The 16,750-nt window shown below is 61.6% G+C and carries 13 protein-coding genes and 1 pseudogene; 10 read left to right on the top strand and 4 right to left on the bottom strand.

Annotated features, from left to right (window positions below):
• Positions 1 to 143: 143 nt before the first annotated feature.
• Entirely contained in the window at positions 144 to 527 is a 384-nt protein-coding gene (locus tag METAC_RS27240; RefSeq protein ID WP_245257524.1) for a c-type cytochrome, read from the bottom strand.
• Positions 528 to 1,315: 788 nt separating this feature from the next.
• Between METAC_RS27240 and METAC_RS0119030 the strand changes: the two genes are divergently transcribed.
• From METAC_RS0119030 to METAC_RS27235, 3 genes and pseudogenes are all read left to right on the top strand, one after another.
• On the top strand, positions 1,316 to 1,966 hold the full coding sequence (locus METAC_RS0119030) for a c-type cytochrome (RefSeq protein WP_036255724.1): 651 nt from the start codon (positions 1,316 to 1,318) through the stop codon (positions 1,964 to 1,966).
• Between the two features lie 35 nt (positions 1,967 to 2,001).
• Positions 2,002 to 2,613, top strand: a complete 612-nt coding sequence (locus METAC_RS0119025) for a c-type cytochrome (RefSeq protein WP_026608233.1) — start codon at positions 2,002 to 2,004, stop codon at positions 2,611 to 2,613.
• A 23-nt stretch (positions 2,614 to 2,636) separates the two neighbouring features.
• Positions 2,637 to 2,846: pseudogene (locus METAC_RS27235) on the top strand (amidohydrolase family protein); the annotation flags it as partial.
• 106 nt (positions 2,847 to 2,952) lie between these two features.
• On the opposite strand, the gene METAC_RS0119015 reads toward METAC_RS27235, so the two are convergent.
• The gene (locus METAC_RS0119015) at positions 2,953 to 4,977 is read right to left on the bottom strand and encodes an ATP-binding protein (protein ID WP_026608231.1); all 2,025 of its coding nucleotides are present in this window, start codon (positions 4,975 to 4,977) and stop codon (positions 2,953 to 2,955) included.
• 269 nt (positions 4,978 to 5,246) lie between these two features.
• On the opposite strand from METAC_RS0119015, the gene METAC_RS0119010 reads away from it, so the two are divergent.
• The 5 genes from METAC_RS0119010 (at position 5,247) to dprA (ending at position 8,586) form a co-directional block, all read left to right on the top strand.
• Entirely contained in the window at positions 5,247 to 5,666 is a 420-nt protein-coding gene (locus tag METAC_RS0119010) for a hypothetical protein (RefSeq protein WP_026608230.1), read from the top strand.
• Between the two features lie 57 nt (positions 5,667 to 5,723).
• Positions 5,724 to 6,125, top strand: coding sequence for a nuclear transport factor 2 family protein (locus METAC_RS0119005; protein WP_026608229.1), 402 nt, complete (start codon positions 5,724 to 5,726; stop codon positions 6,123 to 6,125).
• Positions 6,126 to 6,254: 129 nt separating this feature from the next.
• The gene (locus tag METAC_RS0119000; RefSeq protein WP_026608228.1) at positions 6,255 to 6,590 is read left to right on the top strand and encodes a hypothetical protein; all 336 of its coding nucleotides are present in this window, start codon (positions 6,255 to 6,257) and stop codon (positions 6,588 to 6,590) included.
• Between the two features lie 79 nt (positions 6,591 to 6,669).
• Positions 6,670 to 7,251, top strand: coding sequence for a glycerol-3-phosphate 1-O-acyltransferase PlsY (plsY, locus tag METAC_RS0118995; RefSeq protein WP_026608227.1), 582 nt, complete (start codon positions 6,670 to 6,672; stop codon positions 7,249 to 7,251).
• Complete coding sequence (dprA, locus tag METAC_RS0118990) at positions 7,252 to 8,586, top strand: DNA-processing protein DprA (RefSeq protein ID WP_051335691.1); 1,335 nt, start codon at positions 7,252 to 7,254, stop codon at positions 8,584 to 8,586.
• Positions 8,587 to 8,606: 20 nt separating this feature from the next.
• Here the strand turns inward: dprA and METAC_RS24560 are convergent, their stop codons facing one another.
• The gene (locus tag METAC_RS24560; protein WP_051335690.1) at positions 8,607 to 9,596 is read right to left on the bottom strand and encodes an alpha/beta fold hydrolase; all 990 of its coding nucleotides are present in this window, start codon (positions 9,594 to 9,596) and stop codon (positions 8,607 to 8,609) included.
• Between the two features lie 360 nt (positions 9,597 to 9,956).
• On the opposite strand from METAC_RS24560, the gene METAC_RS0118975 reads away from it, so the two are divergent.
• On the top strand, positions 9,957 to 10,436 hold the full coding sequence (locus tag METAC_RS0118975; protein WP_026608225.1) for an Hsp20 family protein: 480 nt from the start codon (positions 9,957 to 9,959) through the stop codon (positions 10,434 to 10,436).
• A gap of 100 nt (positions 10,437 to 10,536) precedes the next feature.
• Here METAC_RS0118975 and METAC_RS0118970 read toward each other — a convergent pair whose 3' ends face one another.
• Positions 10,537 to 11,601, bottom strand: a complete 1,065-nt coding sequence (locus METAC_RS0118970; protein WP_026608224.1) for a threonine aldolase family protein — start codon at positions 11,599 to 11,601, stop codon at positions 10,537 to 10,539.
• A gap of 275 nt (positions 11,602 to 11,876) precedes the next feature.
• Between METAC_RS0118970 and gltB the strand changes: the two genes are divergently transcribed.
• On the top strand, positions 11,877 to 16,619 hold the full coding sequence (gltB, locus tag METAC_RS24555) for a glutamate synthase large subunit (protein ID WP_084144052.1): 4,743 nt from the start codon (positions 11,877 to 11,879) through the stop codon (positions 16,617 to 16,619).
• Positions 16,620 to 16,750: the final 131 nt, after the last annotated feature.

Genomic DNA, 16,750 nt, shown 5'->3' with positions numbered 1-16,750 from the left:
GCGTCGAGACCCCTTTGGCGGCGTGGGTCAGCGGGCTTGATCGATAGCCCTAAACGCGTATCCCGCCACTGAACGACAAGACTCGCCGCAGAGGGGCGTTATGGTTGGGTGATTGGCGAGATGATCCGAATCAAAGGATGGGCCTATTCCAGATCGCTGAGATAGGCCGCGACGGCGGCCATCTGCTGCTCCGTCAGGCCATGGGCAATCGGTTCCATAATTGCTGACGTATCTGGCTTTGCCGGGTCCTGACCCCGCTCTTTGCTCCAATTCGCCAGCTTCCTAGAGAGGTAGTCATGAAGCTGGCCCGCTAAACGGGGAAACGCCCCCTCGCCTTTGGCCTCCGGACCATGACAGGAGGCGCATGGAGGCACGTTGGCGTCGGGCAGTCCCTCATCATAGATTTTTTTCCCCGCCGGCGCGAGATCCCGTGGCGCGCCGCCCAGCGGCTTGGGATTTAGATCCTTGAAATGCGCGGCCAAAGCCGTGACCATCGACGGGCTCAAGACATGGGCCACGTTGAACATGACAGGGTTCGTCCGCCTGCGCTCGATAAAGGCCTTCAGCTGATTTTCGAGATATTCGGGCTGCTGCCCCGCAAGTCTCGGCATGGGAGACGCTCCGCGAAAGCCCTGGCCGGACAGCCCGTGACATGTTTTGCAATATCCTATTTTCGCATCGAGCTCTTGCTTGGAGAACGCCGCCGGAACGCTGTCCTCGGCGCGACCCGTCGCAGAAAAAACGATGGCGAGAATCGCCGCTTGCAAAAGGGGCTGTAAGCTGAAGATCTTCATGATCGGGCGTCCACCATTATCTCGCGCAATGACTGTCCGAGAGCTGATCCAAACCAAAATCCAGAGATTGCCGCGACGCAAGCCAGTCGAGCGTTCTGGGGGGGAATCGTCGGCATCGGGCATGTGTTGCCGAAGAGGATCACATCAACAAAATTTGGCCGGCCTGAGGCTTTGAACGCACAACGGTCTTCATAGCTGCTTATCATGACGGGACCATTTGAGCACATATTGCTATCTGATCGAGGCCGCCAATCCAGAAAAGAACGTTGCATCCGCCAAAAGCCATCTTGGAGCGCTGAAAAAGCCGAATTCGTCGATAGCTGTGGCCCGCCCTTGAAGTAGCAGCGAAAAGGGGCGCCACGCCTTGTCTGAAACATACAAAAATCGTCAGCGCCTCCATTCCGGCGTCGGCGCGCCGCGCCTGGCCAAGGAGAGCAAAAAACCGCATGAACTCGGCGTCTCCCGAGTCGCAAGAAGATCATTGAGCAATAACAGCAAACGAAGAACGCGGAGGCCGGATCATGAAAGTCATTGGTTTACGATTGGCTTTGCCAGCAGCGGTCCTAGCGCTTGTTCTTTCGGCGCCAAGCCGCGCCGACGAGATGGGCGGGCCCGGCTTTTCATCGCAAGAGCTTCGGGCCAAGCTCGACTATTGCAAAACCTGTCATGGGCTGTCGGGACAGGGATATCGTGGATATTTTCCCATGCCGAGACTTGCTGGGCAGCAGCCCAAATATCTCGAGAATCAGTTGCGGGCTTTTTATGAACGCAGACGGTCGAACCCCGTCATGGCCAATGTGGCGCATGCGCTCAGTCCGTCGATGGTCGCGGCCTTGGCGGCCCATTTCAAGGATCTCAATACGAATCCTATAGGCGGAGCGCCAAAGGAGCCCGTGGCCTTAGGAAAGACAATTTATGAACTTGGATTGCCCGAAGCCAATATACCAGCATGCTCCGCGTGCCATGGTCCGGAGGCCAAGGGCCAAGGCGAAATTCCTCGGTTGGCGGGCCAGCTCTTTCCCTACACAGTCAAGACATTGGGCAATTGGAGCAAAGAACGAGGTCAAGGTCCAGCGAAGGACGACACGTCGTTCATCATGGCGGCGACGACGCATAATCTGACGCAGGCGCAGGTCGCCGCCATCGCGGCCTATGTCGGCAGTCTCAGATGAATCCAATCGCCATACAGGCCGCGAGAGCTTGGATCATGAAACGCATCAAGTCGAAAACGGCGATCGTGGCGATTGTTTTTTCCCTTGCCGGTCCGCTGTCAGCAGGCGAGTCTCTTCCGATCCGGAATTGCACCTGGTGTCATGGATCGTCGGCGCAGGGATTTTCCACGGCGCCGCGACTGGCCGGACAAAGAGAAAAATACATCGAGAATCAGCTTCTGAGCTTTAGCGCGCATATCCGCGACAATCCTTTGTCGCAACAATATATGTGGGGCGCTACAGCAAATCTCAGTCCCGAAGCGATGCGGGATTTCGCTGCCTATTTCTCGTCATTGCCGCCCAAAGCCGCCAATGACGGAGATCCGCAGCTCGCGGCCCAGGGGCGAGCGATCTATGAGCTGGGGATCGCCGAGGCCAATGTCGCCGCGTGCCTTGTCTGCCACGGTCCCAATGCCGAGGGGATCAGAGAAATTCCGCGTTTGGGCGGGCTGTCCCATGCCTATTTGAAAAGAAGACTCGAGCAGTGGGGCCAAGGGTTTCATGCAGCGGCTGAGCCCATGCCTCAAATTACGCGCGCATTGTCCCCAAATGAAATTGACGCGCTCGCCTCATATCTGAGCTTTGTCGCCTACGAGTCCCTTGAATGATCATCGGAGCTTTTTTGGAACGCCGCCTGCTCGCCGCCATGACGATCCGCCCCGCCGAGATCCTGGGCCTCCCGCAAGGACGGCTGAAAATCGGCGCGCCGACCGATCTCATCCGCTTCGATCCCGATGAGCCCTATGTGGTCGATCCGGCGAAACTCCATTCGCGCTGCAAGAACACGCCGTTCGATGAGGCGCGGATGGAGAGAAAAGTGAAGCTGACGCTCGTGGCGGGGGGAGATTGTGTTTGGCGGGGAGTGAGGGTCGGTCTAAAGGAGGCAAACCAGACGGTACAAAATTTTGGGTTCAGGCTTGCGAATTCCTGCGTCGCTCGTCCAGCTATCAATCCAAACCGAGATGCTTGAAAAATGCTTCGTTTCTGATTTTTGCATCGCGGAGTATTTTCGAGTACGGCAGAACCTCGATGCTGGCGTTGTGCTCCGTCGACACTCCGAAGAAGCCCTCACCGTCGGCTGTCGGATGTGAGGCGATCGAGTAACGAAGGACTTTTTTCAGGTTGTCGGTAAAGTCAGCCACGATGAAGCAGACGAACCGGGTTGCCATAGTGATCGGCTTAATTAGGTTACCGTTCTTGTCCATTACTGCTTTTCCAGCACGAAAAAGGTCTACGTACTCAAGTACCTGAGTCACAGGGTTTGAGTTGCCGTCATATTCGGTTCGGCCTGGTCGCTTGAATTCGATGATTACAACCGGCTCATCCCTCCCCTCCCGACGAAAGGCAAGAGACTGCTCAAAAATGATAGCGAGATCAGGTTCCCGCCCGCTGTCTCCGTCGGTGAAGGTGCTGAATGGCTTGTCACTACGGAAAAACGAATAAAACGCCAATCTATCGTCAAGTATCCAAAGGTTATGTTGGTTGTAGTCTAGATCTTCTGAATTTGATCGTAGAGGGACAATTAGATCGTGAATCACCTCTTCCTTGTAGTGCTTTCGTTTTGCTTGGTCTTTGAAAGCCAATGAAGAATCCAGCAGGTCGAGAATCGCCTTACGCCGAACGACATATTCAGCAAGACTGCCTTTTTTCTCATCGTTGAGAGCCTTCGTGATCTGCTCGACGCTGGCCTGAACGCTATCAGGACCTTCATCTTTCAGCGTCTTTAGTTGCCCATCCAGCCGGCGTTTTGCACGTAGTTTCCTGCGGCTCAGCTCAAGAAATTTCTCTTCCTCGCCCTGGGTATTCAACGACAAGTTGTTTTCCACGAAATCAGCGAGGGCATCACGGAACGGTAGAAACTGCGGGTTATTCCGAATGATGCGATCCGTCGTCTCGACCTGCTGTTCGCGGATGCGGTCGATGTATTGTTTAAGAAATTCCTTGGCCGACGCGATCGCCGCCTTGTGGATCTCGGCCATCTGCTCCCTAGAAAAGGTGAAGCTAGTCCGCTCTTGATTCACATGGTTATCTAGGTATTCCCCAGTGACCAGTCCGACATATACGCAATCACCGTTTTCACCGAGGTATTTGAGCCCGAGTTGACTGTCAATCATCTCCTGGTCAGCGACGCGCTCGTTCCCTGCATAGAAAATCCAATGATGCCCACCCTCTTGGAATTTGAGCTGCTTGCGGAGGAGCACATGGTAGATGTCAAATTTCGACGGCTTTTCTAGTAGGTCGAGGGTAACTTCAAGTATTTTATGGTCATGCCGCTGTTGGTTGTCTGAGTAGTAGGTTTGCAGGTTGATAGTCTCTACGCCATCGATCAGCGTTATCCGCGGGAGGCTTCCAGTCACGAAGTAGCTTAGGAAGTGTCCAACCAACTTTGCGGCGATAGTCGATGCCTTCCTGGGGCAATGCGCTTCGAAACTTATCTCAAACGGACAGAGATGAACAGTGGTGCCAATCTCTCTTTGCGGTGTCATCCGCTTCAGTTCGTGAGAATGGATGGGATTCCGCCCCTTATGCAGTGTAAACGAGAACGACCGTTGCATACAGCCGTCGACGCCCTCGAATTGACTGATTATCTCACAATCGCTGAATGCCTTGAGCCAAGCAAGCCGACCTATGCCCTTACCGCCCCGAGTGATCTTCAAGTCTGAGTCGGATGTCCGGAATGACTTCCAGTTCTCCTCTGTTAAACCGACGCCATTATCGGTGACCTTAAATCCCACAATGCCGCCGTCTTCCCTGTCACCACGCCGTAGGATTGTGATCTTGATCTCGCCAGCGGAGGACGCCATGTCCTTCCAGCGGCTATCAATGGCGTGGAGCCCATTGCTTACTGCTTCGAACAATGGGAGCAATGAGTTTGTGGCGGAGGCTGGCAGACCGAGGTTGCGGACCCGACCGACGAGATCGAATTCGAAGGTGGCCTCGACAAGTGGTTCGACGGTTTCAACCGGGTTCATGACAATGTCCTACGGCGCTTCCGAAGCTGGCGACATGCGTCTTCCGCCGCAAGCGCGGCATTCTACAGATTTCCAATGTTTTCGGAAATGAATCGGCTCGAGCCGGGGATCCTTTACTGGAGCTGAAATGGATCCCGCCAAGCGGTCGAAGAGCCGCTTCTGGCACCTCCACACCAAAAACGAACAGATCCGCCGTGTGGCCCTCTATCCGCCCACTCCCGGCCAGCTTCTTGCTTCAGCTTGGCGGCCCATCGACAAAGGGAGAGCCAATGCCGCGCAGCCAAACCGCCTATCTGGACCGCAAGGACGCGCCGAGCCGCAAGGATCTGCAGCAGGCGATCACGGGCCTCAAATTCAAGCTCGAGCTTGATCACGCCTATGCGCCCTTCAAAACCGCGGGCTATCTGCCTTGCACGCTCGAAGGCGAGGACGCGGGCTTCGACATGCGCTTTCAGGACGTCGACGCGGATCTGTCCAAATTTCCAGCCCTTCAGGCGCAGATCGGCGCGCGCGACGCGGCGATCGCCTTTCGTTGGAGCGGCGATGTGCGGGAATTCGCCAGCGCCATGATCGTCGGCGCGGCTCTCGCCAAGTCGTTCGGCGCCGTCCTGCATGACCCCGACGCCGACGCCATCCTCAGCGCGGAGGATCTCATCGCCAAGGCGCGGGAAGCGGTCGCCTCTTTATAAGATGAAAAAACGCCTCCCCGCTTGATTTCCTCGACTGTTTGAGGCGCCCTGCCCGCCATGAAAGATTTGGATGCGATCCTGGCGGCCAATTCCGCCTATTACCAGGCCTTCGTCGGCGCCGATTTCGCGCGCATGAGCGGCATCTGGGCCGAGGATGAGATTTCCTGCATCCATCCCGGCTGGCCGGTGCTGATCGGCCGCAAGGCGGTGCTCGACTCCTATCGCGAGATCCTGAGCAATCCCATGCAGGAGCCGATCGAGCATCGCGACGAAAAGGTCATGGCCTCGGGCGACGAGGCGCGGGTCTTTTGCGTCGAGATCGTCGGCGGCTCGGCCCTCGCCTCGACCAATTGGTTCCGGCGCGTCGGCGGCGCATGGCGGCTCGTCCATCATCAGGCGAGCCCGCTCGCCGTCTTTGTCGAGGAGCCGGAGCGGCCGGCGTCGGGGCGGCTCAATTGAGGCGCGTCCTGGAGACTGCTACAGCAGCGCGGAAGACGACAGGCGCCGAACCGATTGTCTTCAAGCCCCATTAAATTGGGCGCGCCAGCGCGACCGCGCCCGGCGTTTCGATCAAGCGGAGTGGATAGAATGAGCGGACAGCATAGCGAAGAAGAAGCCGAGGCGCGGCGATCGCTGCTCGAAAAATCCAAAGGGCTCGAAAGGCTCGCCGAGACGATCTTTCGCGCCGCCGAAGGCCGCCGCGACATGCCGCAGCCTCTCGCCGACTCCTTGAAGCAGATCGGCGACCTCGCCGCCGAATCCGAGGAGGCGATCACCGCCCATCTCGACGACGCCAATGTCGGCGAGGACCTGGAAGCCGTGGCGACGGCGCTCAGCGCCCTGCGCAGCGCGATCGACAGCCTCTCCGTTTTCACCGCCCTCGAAGGCTCGTCCTACGAGACGCGGACGGTCGCCAACGACTGAGCGGAGGCGCGCGGTTGCCGCGCCGGCGCGGGAAGGTTAGGCTCTAGCCGTCCCTCGCCTCTGAAAACCGGTCGCCGACGTGCCTTTCCTCCTCGCCTTCCTCTTTGGCTACGCCCTGGGCTCGATTCCGTTCGGCCTGATCCTCACGCGCCTCGGCGGCACGGCGGATTTGCGCTCGATCGGCTCGGGCAATATCGGCGCGACTAATGTCCTGCGCACGGGGCGCAAGGACCTGGCGGCGCTGACCCTCTTGCTCGACCTGCTGAAGGGAACCGCCGCGGTCCTGCTCGTCGCGGCCCTTGCGCCTGGCCACCCCCCGCTCGCGGCGGCGCTCGGCGCGTTTTTGGGCCATTTATTTCCCGTCTGGCTCGGGTTCAAGGGCGGCAAGGGCGTCGCGACCTTCATCGGCTGCCTTTTGGGCCTTGCTTGGCCAGCCGCTTTCGCTTTCGGCCTGAGCTGGCTCGCCGTCGCCTGGGCCACGCGCTATTCCTCGGTCGCCGCGCTTTCGGCGAGCGCGGCGACGCCCTTGGTTCTGCTCGCCCTCCACCGGCCGGAAGCCGCGGCGCTTTTTGCGCTTCTAGCGGTCCTCCTTTGGGCCAAGCATGCGCCGAATATCAATCGCCTTCGCGCCGGCTCCGAGACCAAGATCGGGCGAAGCTGAATGGCCGAGCCCCTCGCCTCCGTCGCCGCCAGAGCGTTGACCGAGGCGGAGCGCTTCGACTGGCTGCGGCTCGCGCGCAGCGAGAATATCGGGCCTCGCACGTTTCGCGTCCTTTTGGACCGCTATGGCGCCGCCGCCGCCGCGCTCGAGGCTTTGCCGGATCTGATCGCGCGCGGCAGGCCGGGCCGGCCCATTCGCCTTGCAACCTTCGAGGACATCGAGCGCGAATTGGAGGCGATGCGGCGCGCTGGCGCCGTTTTGATCGGATTTTGCGAGCCCGCCTATCCGGCGCTGCTGCGCCGAATCGACGCCGCGCCGCCCTTGATCGCCCTGCGCGGCAGCCTTGCCTGTCTCGCCCGCTCCAAAGTCGCGATCGTCGGCTCGCGCAACGCCTCGGCGGCCGGGCTCGCCTTCACGGAGCAGATCGCCCGCGGCGTCGGGCGAGCCGGCCATGTCGTGGTCTCGGGGCTCGCGCGCGGAATTGATGCGCGGGCGCACCAAGCGACGATCGAAACCGGCACGATTGCGGTGCTGGTCGGAGGCTTAGGCAATATTTATCCGACCGACCACGCGGGGCTGCTGGAGCGGCTTGTCGATCAGGGCGCGGCGATCAGCGAAATGCCCTTCGGCTGGGAAGCGCGCGGACGCGATTTTCCGCGCCGCAATCGGATCGTCGCCGGATTGTCGCGCGGCGTCGTCGTGATCGAGGCCGCCCGCCGGTCTGGCTCTCTCATCACCGCGCGCTTCGCCGCCGAGCAAGGCCGCGAGATTTTCGCCGCGCCCGGCTCGCCGCTCGATCCGCGCGCGGAAGGGACGAACGATCTGCTGCGCGACGGGGCGACCTTCTGCACCAGCGCGCAAGACGTGATTGAGGCGCTCGCCAAGCAGGACTGGGATTTGGATGAGCATTTCAGCCTTTTCGAGCCGGGCCTCGCCGAAGGGCTCGACGCGCCGCTCTGGGAGGAGCTCGATCTGCCGGGCGAGGCCGGCGCAGCCCTCGACGCCAGCGCAGATCCGACGCTCCGCGATCTTGCTCCGCCGCGCGCCATCAGGAGCCCGACGCCCGTAGAGGCCCCTGGTCCATGGACCGTCCCCGCCGAAACGCGGCCCGCGCCATCGCCGACGGATCTCGCGGCCCGCGTCGTCGAGCTGCTCGGGCCGACGCCCGTTTCGGTCGACGAGTTGGTGCGCGCCTCGGAAGGTCAAGCGCGCGAGGTTCGCGCCATATTGCTCGAACTCGAGCTCGCCGGTCGGCTCGAATGGCGCGGCGGCGATCTGGTCGCCATGCTGGGGAACTTTCAGCCTCGCGGAGACTCTGGCGGCCGCGCCTCGTGAGCAAGGCCGAGGGACGTCGCTCAGGCCGAAGCGCGCTGGTCTCCGGCGGCGCGGATCCGACGCTGCTTGGGTTCGTCCTGACCCGGAACGAAAGCGTCGAAGGCCGCCCAGAACTGTTCCCGAAAGGCGTCGCGCTCCATTAGAATTTCATGCCGCGCATGCGGCAGCGTGATGAACCGCCCAGCCTTCAACCGGCCGGCGAAGGTTTCTGTCGCCACCGTGTCGACGATTTTGTCGTCGCCAGCGGCCATGATCAAGGTCGGAGTCAGGATCCGGCGTGGAAACTCGGCGTCCTCGAAGCCGCGCATCAGCCGGAAGGCTCCGTCCACCCATCCGATCGTTGGGTCGCCAATGCCAAGTTCCGGGGCGAAATCGAGGATCGAGGCGAAACGGACATGACGCTCCGGGTCCGAGGTCAGCAAGTTGCCTTGGAATCCGGAGGACATGTAAGGCCTGCCGCCGCCGCCCGGCACAAAAGCGGTCTTGAAGCCGCATAGCGAAAGGGCGCGCGCCAAAAATCGAGACATGCGCGGGAATCGTAGCCCCTTGAGATCGATCATGGGGGCCGTCGCGACAATGCGATCGAAAGGAGATCGGCCCGCGCGGGCCTGGGCCAGCGCGATCGCCCCGCCCATGGAATGGCCAAGCGCGAACCAGGGCTTGCGACAAAAAGGCGCGAGAACCTCGTCCTGCAGCGCGTCGAGATCCGCTTCATAGTCGCCGAAACGCCGGACATGGCCTTTGCGGCGATTGCCGAGGAGCCTGTCGGAAAGGCCTTGCCCGCGCCAGTCGAGGATCGCCACGTCGAAATTGCGCGTGATCAATTCGCCGATGACCTCGAAATATTTTTCGATGAATTCGGCGCGCCCAGGCAGAATCGCGACCGTGCCGCGCGCGGCCGGGCCGCTTGTCCAGCACGCGGCGCGGAGGGTCAGCTTGTCGCGCGTTCTCATCCAAGCGACAGCGGCGTCGGGCGGAACGGGATTATCGGCGGTCGAACGGAGATCCATAGGGAAATTCGCGTTCCAAGAGTTGGAGCGACGACCTCCGCGGACCGAACGGCTCCGAAGATCTCGCCTAGCTTCGAAATCTCACGCCGTCGAGCGCGGCGTTCCGGCCGTCTCATCCACCCTCGAGAAGAGTGAAGCGGCGGAGCGAAAGCCGGCTCGGCGTTTCGTTATTTAGCCCGGACTTAGGGCGCTGTCTCGATTTGAATAGGCCGAATTTCGCGCGCCGCGACCTCTTGCAACGGCGCCCGGCGCTCCCACATCATTCTGGCGCGGGCCGATCGAGGACGCGCTGAAAAGTGAGCAGGGCCATGGGCGAATCGCCGGGTCCGTATCGAATCGCTTCATCATGGAGGATGCGTAATGCGTCAGTTTGATCTTTCCCCGCTTTATCGCTCGACCATCGGCTTTGATCGTCTGTTCAGCTTGATCGACCAAGCCGCGGGCGTCGAGGCCGCGCCGAGCTATCCGCCTTATGACATCGAGCGCACCGGGGATGACGCCTATCGAATCTCGATCGCGGTCGCTGGCTTCGCCGAAAAAGACCTTTCGATCGAGACCCGCGAGAACACTTTGACGGTCAAGGGTTCACGCGAGGCGGTGAGCGAGAACGGCGGCGTCAAGGCCGAGATCCTTTATCGCGGCATCGCGGCGCGCGCCTTCGAGCGGCGTTTCCAGCTTGCCGACCATGTTCATGTGACCGGCGCGAATCTCGAAAACGGGTTGCTCCATATCGATTTGCTGCGCGAAATTCCTGAAGCGCGCAAGCCGCGTCAAATTCCCATCGGCCGACCCGCGGCCGGGTCCGGGCCGCAAGCCGTCTCAACTCAACAGGCGGCGTAAGTCCGAGCCGGGCGCTCCTCCCTAGCCCGGCGCGGTGGCAGTGGAAGGGCGTCTCCTCCGAGGCGCCCTTTTCCTTGTCCAGCGCTTTCAAAACCACGGGTCAGCGCTTCGCCCGAGCAACGGCGACGAAACGCTCGATATCCTCGTCGAGGGTCGCGAAAGACGTGACCAGCCGGACGAAAATCTCATTCTGCGCCGGCGGCGTCACGTCGGGATCGAGCGTCCGGAGGCTCCATTCATAATAATGCGCGCCGGCCGCCTTGAGCGCGGCGTCGGTCTCGCGCGGAAGAATGACGAAAAGCTCATTCGCCTGGCGCGGCCAGACGCGGCGGACGCCCGGCGCGTCGCGGAGGCCTTCCTCCAGGCGCGCAGCCTGGGCATTCGCTGTTTTGGCGAGGCCAAGCCAATGCCCGTCTTCGAGATAAGCTATCATTTGGGCGCCGAGAAACCGTCCCTTAGACAACAAATGGCCGCTGCGCTTGCGTTGAAAGGGAAGGCTCGCGGCTTTGGCCGCGTCGAAGAAGATCACCGCCTCGCAGGCGAGAGCGCCATTCTTCGTCGCCCCGAAAGACAGGACGTCGACGCCGGCGAGCCAGCTCATCGCCGCCGGCTTGCAATGCAGCGCGACAAGCGCATTGGCGAAGCGGGCGCCGTCCATATGGACCTGAAGCCCCGCGTCATGGGCGATCGCGGCGAGTTCTGAAATTTCAGCGCAAGTGTAAAGCGCGCCGCTTTCGGTCGGCTGGGACAGCGACAAGACCGCGGGCTGAACTTGCTTGACGGGTCCCCGCGGAAACGCCGCGAGGGTCGCCGCGAGATCGCGCGGATCGATTTTTCCGGCGCCCCCCGGAATCCCGATGAGCTTGGCGCCGGCCGTGAACATTTCCGGCGCGCCGCACTCATCTTCCATGACATGCGCTTCGCGATGGCAAAAGACGGCGCCGAAAGCGGGACAAAGCGCGCCGAGCGCGAGCGCATTGGAGGCGGTGCCGGTCGCGACGAGAAAGCTAACGAGCTCTTTTTCAAAAGTCTCGCTCAGAATGGCCCGGGCCCCGGCGGTGAAAGGATCCTCGCCATAGGCCGAAGCCGGGCCGCCGTTCGCCGCCAGGATGGCGTCGAGAATGCGCTCGCTTGCCCCGGCCGTGTTGTCGCTCGCGAAATCCATTTGGGTCCGGCTCCAGCCTGACATTGGCAGAAATTTCGTTAAAGACCAATGTGCGGATCCGCTAGCCGCAGGGCGGCTCACGATCAGCATAGGCCACAGGAATTTCCACGCTTGTGAATCGAGACGAAATCGGTATTGTCACATCCCGATAAATAGGACAGATATACTGACCATTTTCCATTGTGAAGCCCGTAATTTAGAATTGCCGCAAGATTGCGGAAGCACGCCGCCGATCAGGAATGATCGACCTTGGCGCCCGGGGAGGAGAAACGGTTATGGACTCGAGCGGCGCGCGAAAAACCTCGCTTCGACAAGCGGAAATTTCTGCTAGAGGTTCAGGGATGACCGACCCGAATTGTCTCCCCTTCGTCCAGCTTGACCCCGGCCTGCCTGCCGAGCAGGGCCTCTATTCCCCCACGCGCGAGCATGACGCCTGCGGGGTGGGCTTCGTCGCCAATCTCCACAATCGCAAATCGCATGACATCATCGCGATGGGGCTCGAGATCCTGCGCAATCTCGATCACCGCGGGGCGGTCGGCGCCGATCCCAAGGCGGGCGACGGCTGCGGCATGCTGGTTCAGATCCCACATCATTTCTTTGCGGAAAAGGCCAATGAACTCGGCTTCGCCCTTCCGGCCGAAGGCGAATACGCCATTGGCGCGCTCTTCCTGCCGCGCGATCCCGAAGGCCGCCGCATCGTCGAGGCGATCGTCGAGCGGGTCGTCGCCGAGGAAGGGCAAATCTTTCTCGGTTGGCGCGACACCCCGGTCGACCCTTCCTGCCTCGGCGAAAGCGTCAAGCCGACCGAGCCGGTCAGCCGGCAGATCTTCATCAAGCGCGGCCCTCATGTCGAGGACGCCGCCGCCTTCGAGCGCCGCCTGTTCATCCTGCGCAAGGTGATCTCGAACGCGATCTATAATTTGCGCGATCCGCGCGCGGCGGGTTTCTATCCCGTCTCGCTCTCCTCGCGCACGCTTGTCTACAAGGGCCTGTTGCTCGCGACCAAGCTCGGCGAATATTACAAGGATCTCGCCGATCCCCGCTTCGAGTCCGCGCTCTCGCTGGTGCATCAGCGTTTCTCGACCAACACTTTTCCGACCTGGTCGCTCGCGCATCCCTACCGTCTCGTCGCCCATAACGGCGAGATCAACACCCTGCGCGGCAACGTCAATTGGATGGCCGCGCGGCAAGCCTCGGTCGCCTCGGGCCTGTTCGGCAATGACATCAGCAAGCTCTGGCCGATTTCCTATGAGGGCCAGTCGGACACGGCCTGTTTCGACAATGCGCTCGAATTCCTTGTCCAAGGCGGCTATTCGCTCGCCCATGCGATGATGATGCTGATCCCGGAAGCCTGGGCCGGCAATCCGCAGATGGACGAGGCGCGGCGCGCCTTCTACGAATATCACGCCGCTCTGATGGAGCCTTGGGACGGGCCCGCCGCCGTCGCCTTCACCGATGGGCGCCAGATCGGCGCCACGTTGGACCGCAACGGATTGCGTCCGGCGCGGTATATCGTGACCGACGATGGGCTCGTCGTGCTGGCCTCCGAAGTCGGCGTGCTGCCGATTCCCGAGGAGCGGATCGTCGCCAAATGGCGGTTGCAACCGGGCAAGATGCTGCTCGTGGATCTGGAGCAGGGCCGCATCATCTCCGACGACGAGATGAAGAGCGCGCTCGCCCTGTCGCATCCCTATGCCGAATGGGTGAAGCGCACGCAGATCGTGCTCGAAGACCTGAACATGGTCGAGCCGCGCGCGACCCGCACCGATGTTTCGCTGCTCGACCGGCAACAGGCCTTCGGCTACACGCAGGAAGATCTCTCGCTCCTGATGTCGCCCATGGCAGTGACCGGGCAGGAAGCGGTCGGCTCCATGGGCACGGATACGCCGATTTCGGCGCTCTCCTCCAATTCCAAGCCGCTCTTTACCTATTTCAAGCAGAATTTCGCGCAGGTGACCAACCCGCCGATCGATCCGATCCGCGAGGAATTGGTGATGAGCCTCGTGTCCTTCATCGGGCCGCGGCCGAACATCCTCGACCACGAAGGCAATTCGAAGCGCAAGCGTCTCGAGGTTCGCCAGCCGATCCTCACCAATGGCGATCTCGAGAAAATCCGCTCGATCGGTCATTTCGAGGAGGCCTTCGAGACAAAGACGCTCGACATCACCTATGCCGCGGAGGCGGGCGCTGAGGGCATGGAAGACGCGTTGACGCGTCTTTGCGACCGCGCCGATCATGCGGTAATGGGCGGATTCAACATCATCATCCTCTCGGACCGCCTCGCCGGGCCGGACCGCATCCCGATTCCCTCGCTGCTCGCAACGGCGGCGGTGCATCATCATCTGATCCGCAAGGGGCTTCGCACCTCGGTCGGCCTCGTCGTCGAGACCGGCGAGGCCCGCGAGGTCCATCATTTCGCGCTTCTCGCCGGCTATGGCGCCGAGGCGATCAATCCCTATCTCGCCTTCGAGACCCTCACCGCGATGGCCGATGAGCTTTTCGACGACGTCGACGGCTACGAGGCCTGCAAGCGCTACATCAAGTCGATCGACAAGGGGCTGTTGAAGGTCATGTCCAAGATGGGCATCTCGACCTATCAATCCTATTGCGGCGCGCAGATCTTCGACGCCGTCGGTCTCGCCGAGGATTTCGTCCAGCGCTATTTCACCGGCACAGCGAGCCGCATCGGCGGAGTCGGCCTGCCGGAGATCGCGCAGGAGACCTTGCGCCGCCACAAGGACGCCTTCGGCGACGCGCCGATCTATCGCAATGCGCTCGACGTCGGCGGCGACTACGCCTTCCGCATTCGCGGCGAGGCGCATTCTTGGTCGCCGCAATCGGTGACGCTGTTGCAACATGCCGTGCGCGGCAATCAAGAAGAGACCTATCGCGCCTATGCCGCGCTGTTGAACGATCAGTCCGAGCAGCCTTTGAACATTCGCGGCCTCTTCCGCATCAAAAGCGCCGAGGAGGACGGCCGCGCGAAGGTCCCGCTCGAGGAGGTCGAGCCCGCCGCCTCGATCGTGCGTCGCTTCGCAACGGGCGCGATGTCCTATGGTTCGATCTCCCGCGAGGCCCATACGACCCTGGCGATCGCGATGAACCGGATCGGCGGCAAATCCAACACCGGCGAAGGCGGCGAGGAATCCGATCGCTACAAGCCTTTGCCCAATGGCGATTCCATGCGCTCGGCGATCAAGCAGGTCGCTTCCGGCCGGTTTGGCGTGACGACCGAATATCTCGTCAACGCCGACATGATTCAGATCAAGATGGCGCAAGGGGCGAAGCCCGGCGAAGGCGGCCAATTGCCCGGCCATAAGGTCGACGCCGTCATCGCCAAGGTGCGTCATTCGACGCAAGGCGTCGGCCTGATTTCGCCGCCGCCGCATCACGACATCTATTCGATCGAGGATCTGGCGCAGCTGATCTATGATCTGAAAAACGTCAATCCCGCAGCGGATGTCTCGGTCAAGCTCGTCTCCGAGGTCGGCGTCGGAACCGTCGCCGCCGGAGTCTCCAAAGGACGCGCGGATCATGTCACGATTTCCGGCTTCGAGGGCGGCACCGGCGCCTCGCCGCTCACCTCGATCAAACATGCCGGCAGCCCGTGGGAAATCGGGCTCGCGGAGACGCATCAGACGCTCGTGCTGAACCGGCTGCGCGGCCGCATCGCCGTGCAGGTCGACGGCGGCTTGCGCACCGGACGCGACGTCGTTGTCGGGGCCTTGCTCGGCGCCGATGAATTCGGCTTCGCCACCGCGCCCCTGATCGCGGCCGGCTGCATCATGATGCGCAAATGCCACTTGAACACTTGCCCGGTGGGCATCGCGACGCAGGACCCGGTGCTGCGCAAGCGGTTCACCGGCCAGCCCGAGCATGTCATCAATTTCTTCTTCTTCGTCGCCGAGGAGACGCGGCGGCTCATGGCCGAGATGGGCTATCGCCGCTTCGACGAGATGATCGGCCAGATGCAAATGCTCGACAAGCAGAAGGCGGTCGCGCATTGGAAGACGCAAGGCCTCGATTTCTCGAAGCTGTTTCATAAGCCGCAAGCGGCGCCGGGCGAGCCGATCTTCCATTCCGAACGTCAGGATCACAGCCTCGACAAGGCGCTCGACCGCAAGCTCATCGAAGACGCCAAGGCTGCGATCGAAACCGGCGCGCCGGTGCAGATCCAAACGACCGTCAACAACACCAATCGGACGATCGGCGCCATGTTGTCGGGCGAGATCGCAAAACGCTACGGTCATGCCGGCTTGCCCGACGGGACGATTCAGATCGCCGCCAAGGGCACTGCCGGCCAAAGCTTCGGCGCCTGGCTCGCGGCTGGCGTCACGCTCGAGCTCGAGGGGCAAGCCAATGATTATGTCGGCAAAGGCCTTTCGGGCGGACGGATCATCGTCTATCCACCGGCGGCCTCGCGCGCCGCGGCCGAGAACTCGATCATTGTCGGCAACACCGCGCTCTATGGCGCGATCTCGGGCGAATGCTATTTCCGCGGCGTCGCCGGAGAGCGTTTCGCCGTGCGCAATTCCGGCGCGGTCGCGGTCGTCGAAGGCGTCGGCGACCATGGCTGCGAATATATGACCGGCGGGATCGTCGTCGTCATCGGCGAGACCGGGCGCAATTTCGCCGCCGGCATGTCGGGCGGCATCGCCTATGTCCTCGACGAGGACGGCCGTTTCGCGGACCGCTGCAATCTTTCGATGGTCGAGCTCGAGCCGATCGCGGAGGAAGAAGAAGAAATGCAGAAGAGCTATCACCAGGGCGGCGATCTCGACTCGCACGGGCGGGTCGACGTCATGGCCGATATGACCCGGTTCGACGCCGAACGCCTGCATCAGTTGATTGCGAACCATGCGCGCTACACGGGCTCGGCGCGGGCGCGCGAGATCCTCGATCATTGGTGCGACTACAAGGGCAAGTTCCGTAAGGTCATGCCGGTGGAATACCGCCGCGCAATCGAGCAAATGGTGGCGAAACACGAGCAGGTCGTTCTCGCAACCGTGGGGATTTAATAGGGCTGATGAGAGACCCAGCCAGCGCGAAGCTCCGCGCCGGCTGTGACGCGGATCCAGCGTCGGCGCGTCCTCCTTTGGCGTCGGCTTTCGTCGTCGACGTTCATCGGCGCATCCGATAGCGGCATTCC

Source organism: Methylocapsa acidiphila B2 (genome assembly GCF_000427445.1).
Lineage (GTDB): Bacteria > Pseudomonadota > Alphaproteobacteria > Rhizobiales > Beijerinckiaceae > Methylocapsa > Methylocapsa acidiphila.
This window is presented reverse-complemented; position numbering and strand designations above follow the sequence as displayed.

Coding starts and splice junctions, on each gene's coding strand:
- METAC_RS0118970 (WP_026608224.1), bottom strand. CDS start 11,601: ATGGATTTCGCGAGCGACAACACGGCCGGGGCAAGCGAGCGCATTCTC.
- METAC_RS0119000 (WP_026608228.1), top strand. CDS start 6,255: ATGAGCGGACAGCATAGCGAAGAAGAAGCCGAGGCGCGGCGATCGCTG.
- dprA (WP_051335691.1), top strand. CDS start 7,252: ATGGCCGAGCCCCTCGCCTCCGTCGCCGCCAGAGCGTTGACCGAGGCG.
- METAC_RS0118975 (WP_026608225.1), top strand. CDS start 9,957: ATGCGTCAGTTTGATCTTTCCCCGCTTTATCGCTCGACCATCGGCTTT.
- METAC_RS0119005 (WP_026608229.1), top strand. CDS start 5,724: ATGAAAGATTTGGATGCGATCCTGGCGGCCAATTCCGCCTATTACCAG.
- METAC_RS0119030 (WP_036255724.1), top strand. CDS start 1,316: ATGAAAGTCATTGGTTTACGATTGGCTTTGCCAGCAGCGGTCCTAGCG.
- METAC_RS0119015 (WP_026608231.1), bottom strand. CDS start 4,977: ATGAACCCGGTTGAAACCGTCGAACCACTTGTCGAGGCCACCTTCGAA.
- METAC_RS0119010 (WP_026608230.1), top strand. CDS start 5,247: ATGCCGCGCAGCCAAACCGCCTATCTGGACCGCAAGGACGCGCCGAGC.
- gltB (WP_084144052.1), top strand. CDS start 11,877: ATGGACTCGAGCGGCGCGCGAAAAACCTCGCTTCGACAAGCGGAAATT.
- METAC_RS24560 (WP_051335690.1), bottom strand. CDS start 9,596: ATGGATCTCCGTTCGACCGCCGATAATCCCGTTCCGCCCGACGCCGCT.
- METAC_RS0119025 (WP_026608233.1), top strand. CDS start 2,002: ATGAAACGCATCAAGTCGAAAACGGCGATCGTGGCGATTGTTTTTTCC.
- METAC_RS27240 (WP_245257524.1), bottom strand. CDS start 527: ATGTTCAACGTGGCCCATGTCTTGAGCCCGTCGATGGTCACGGCTTTG.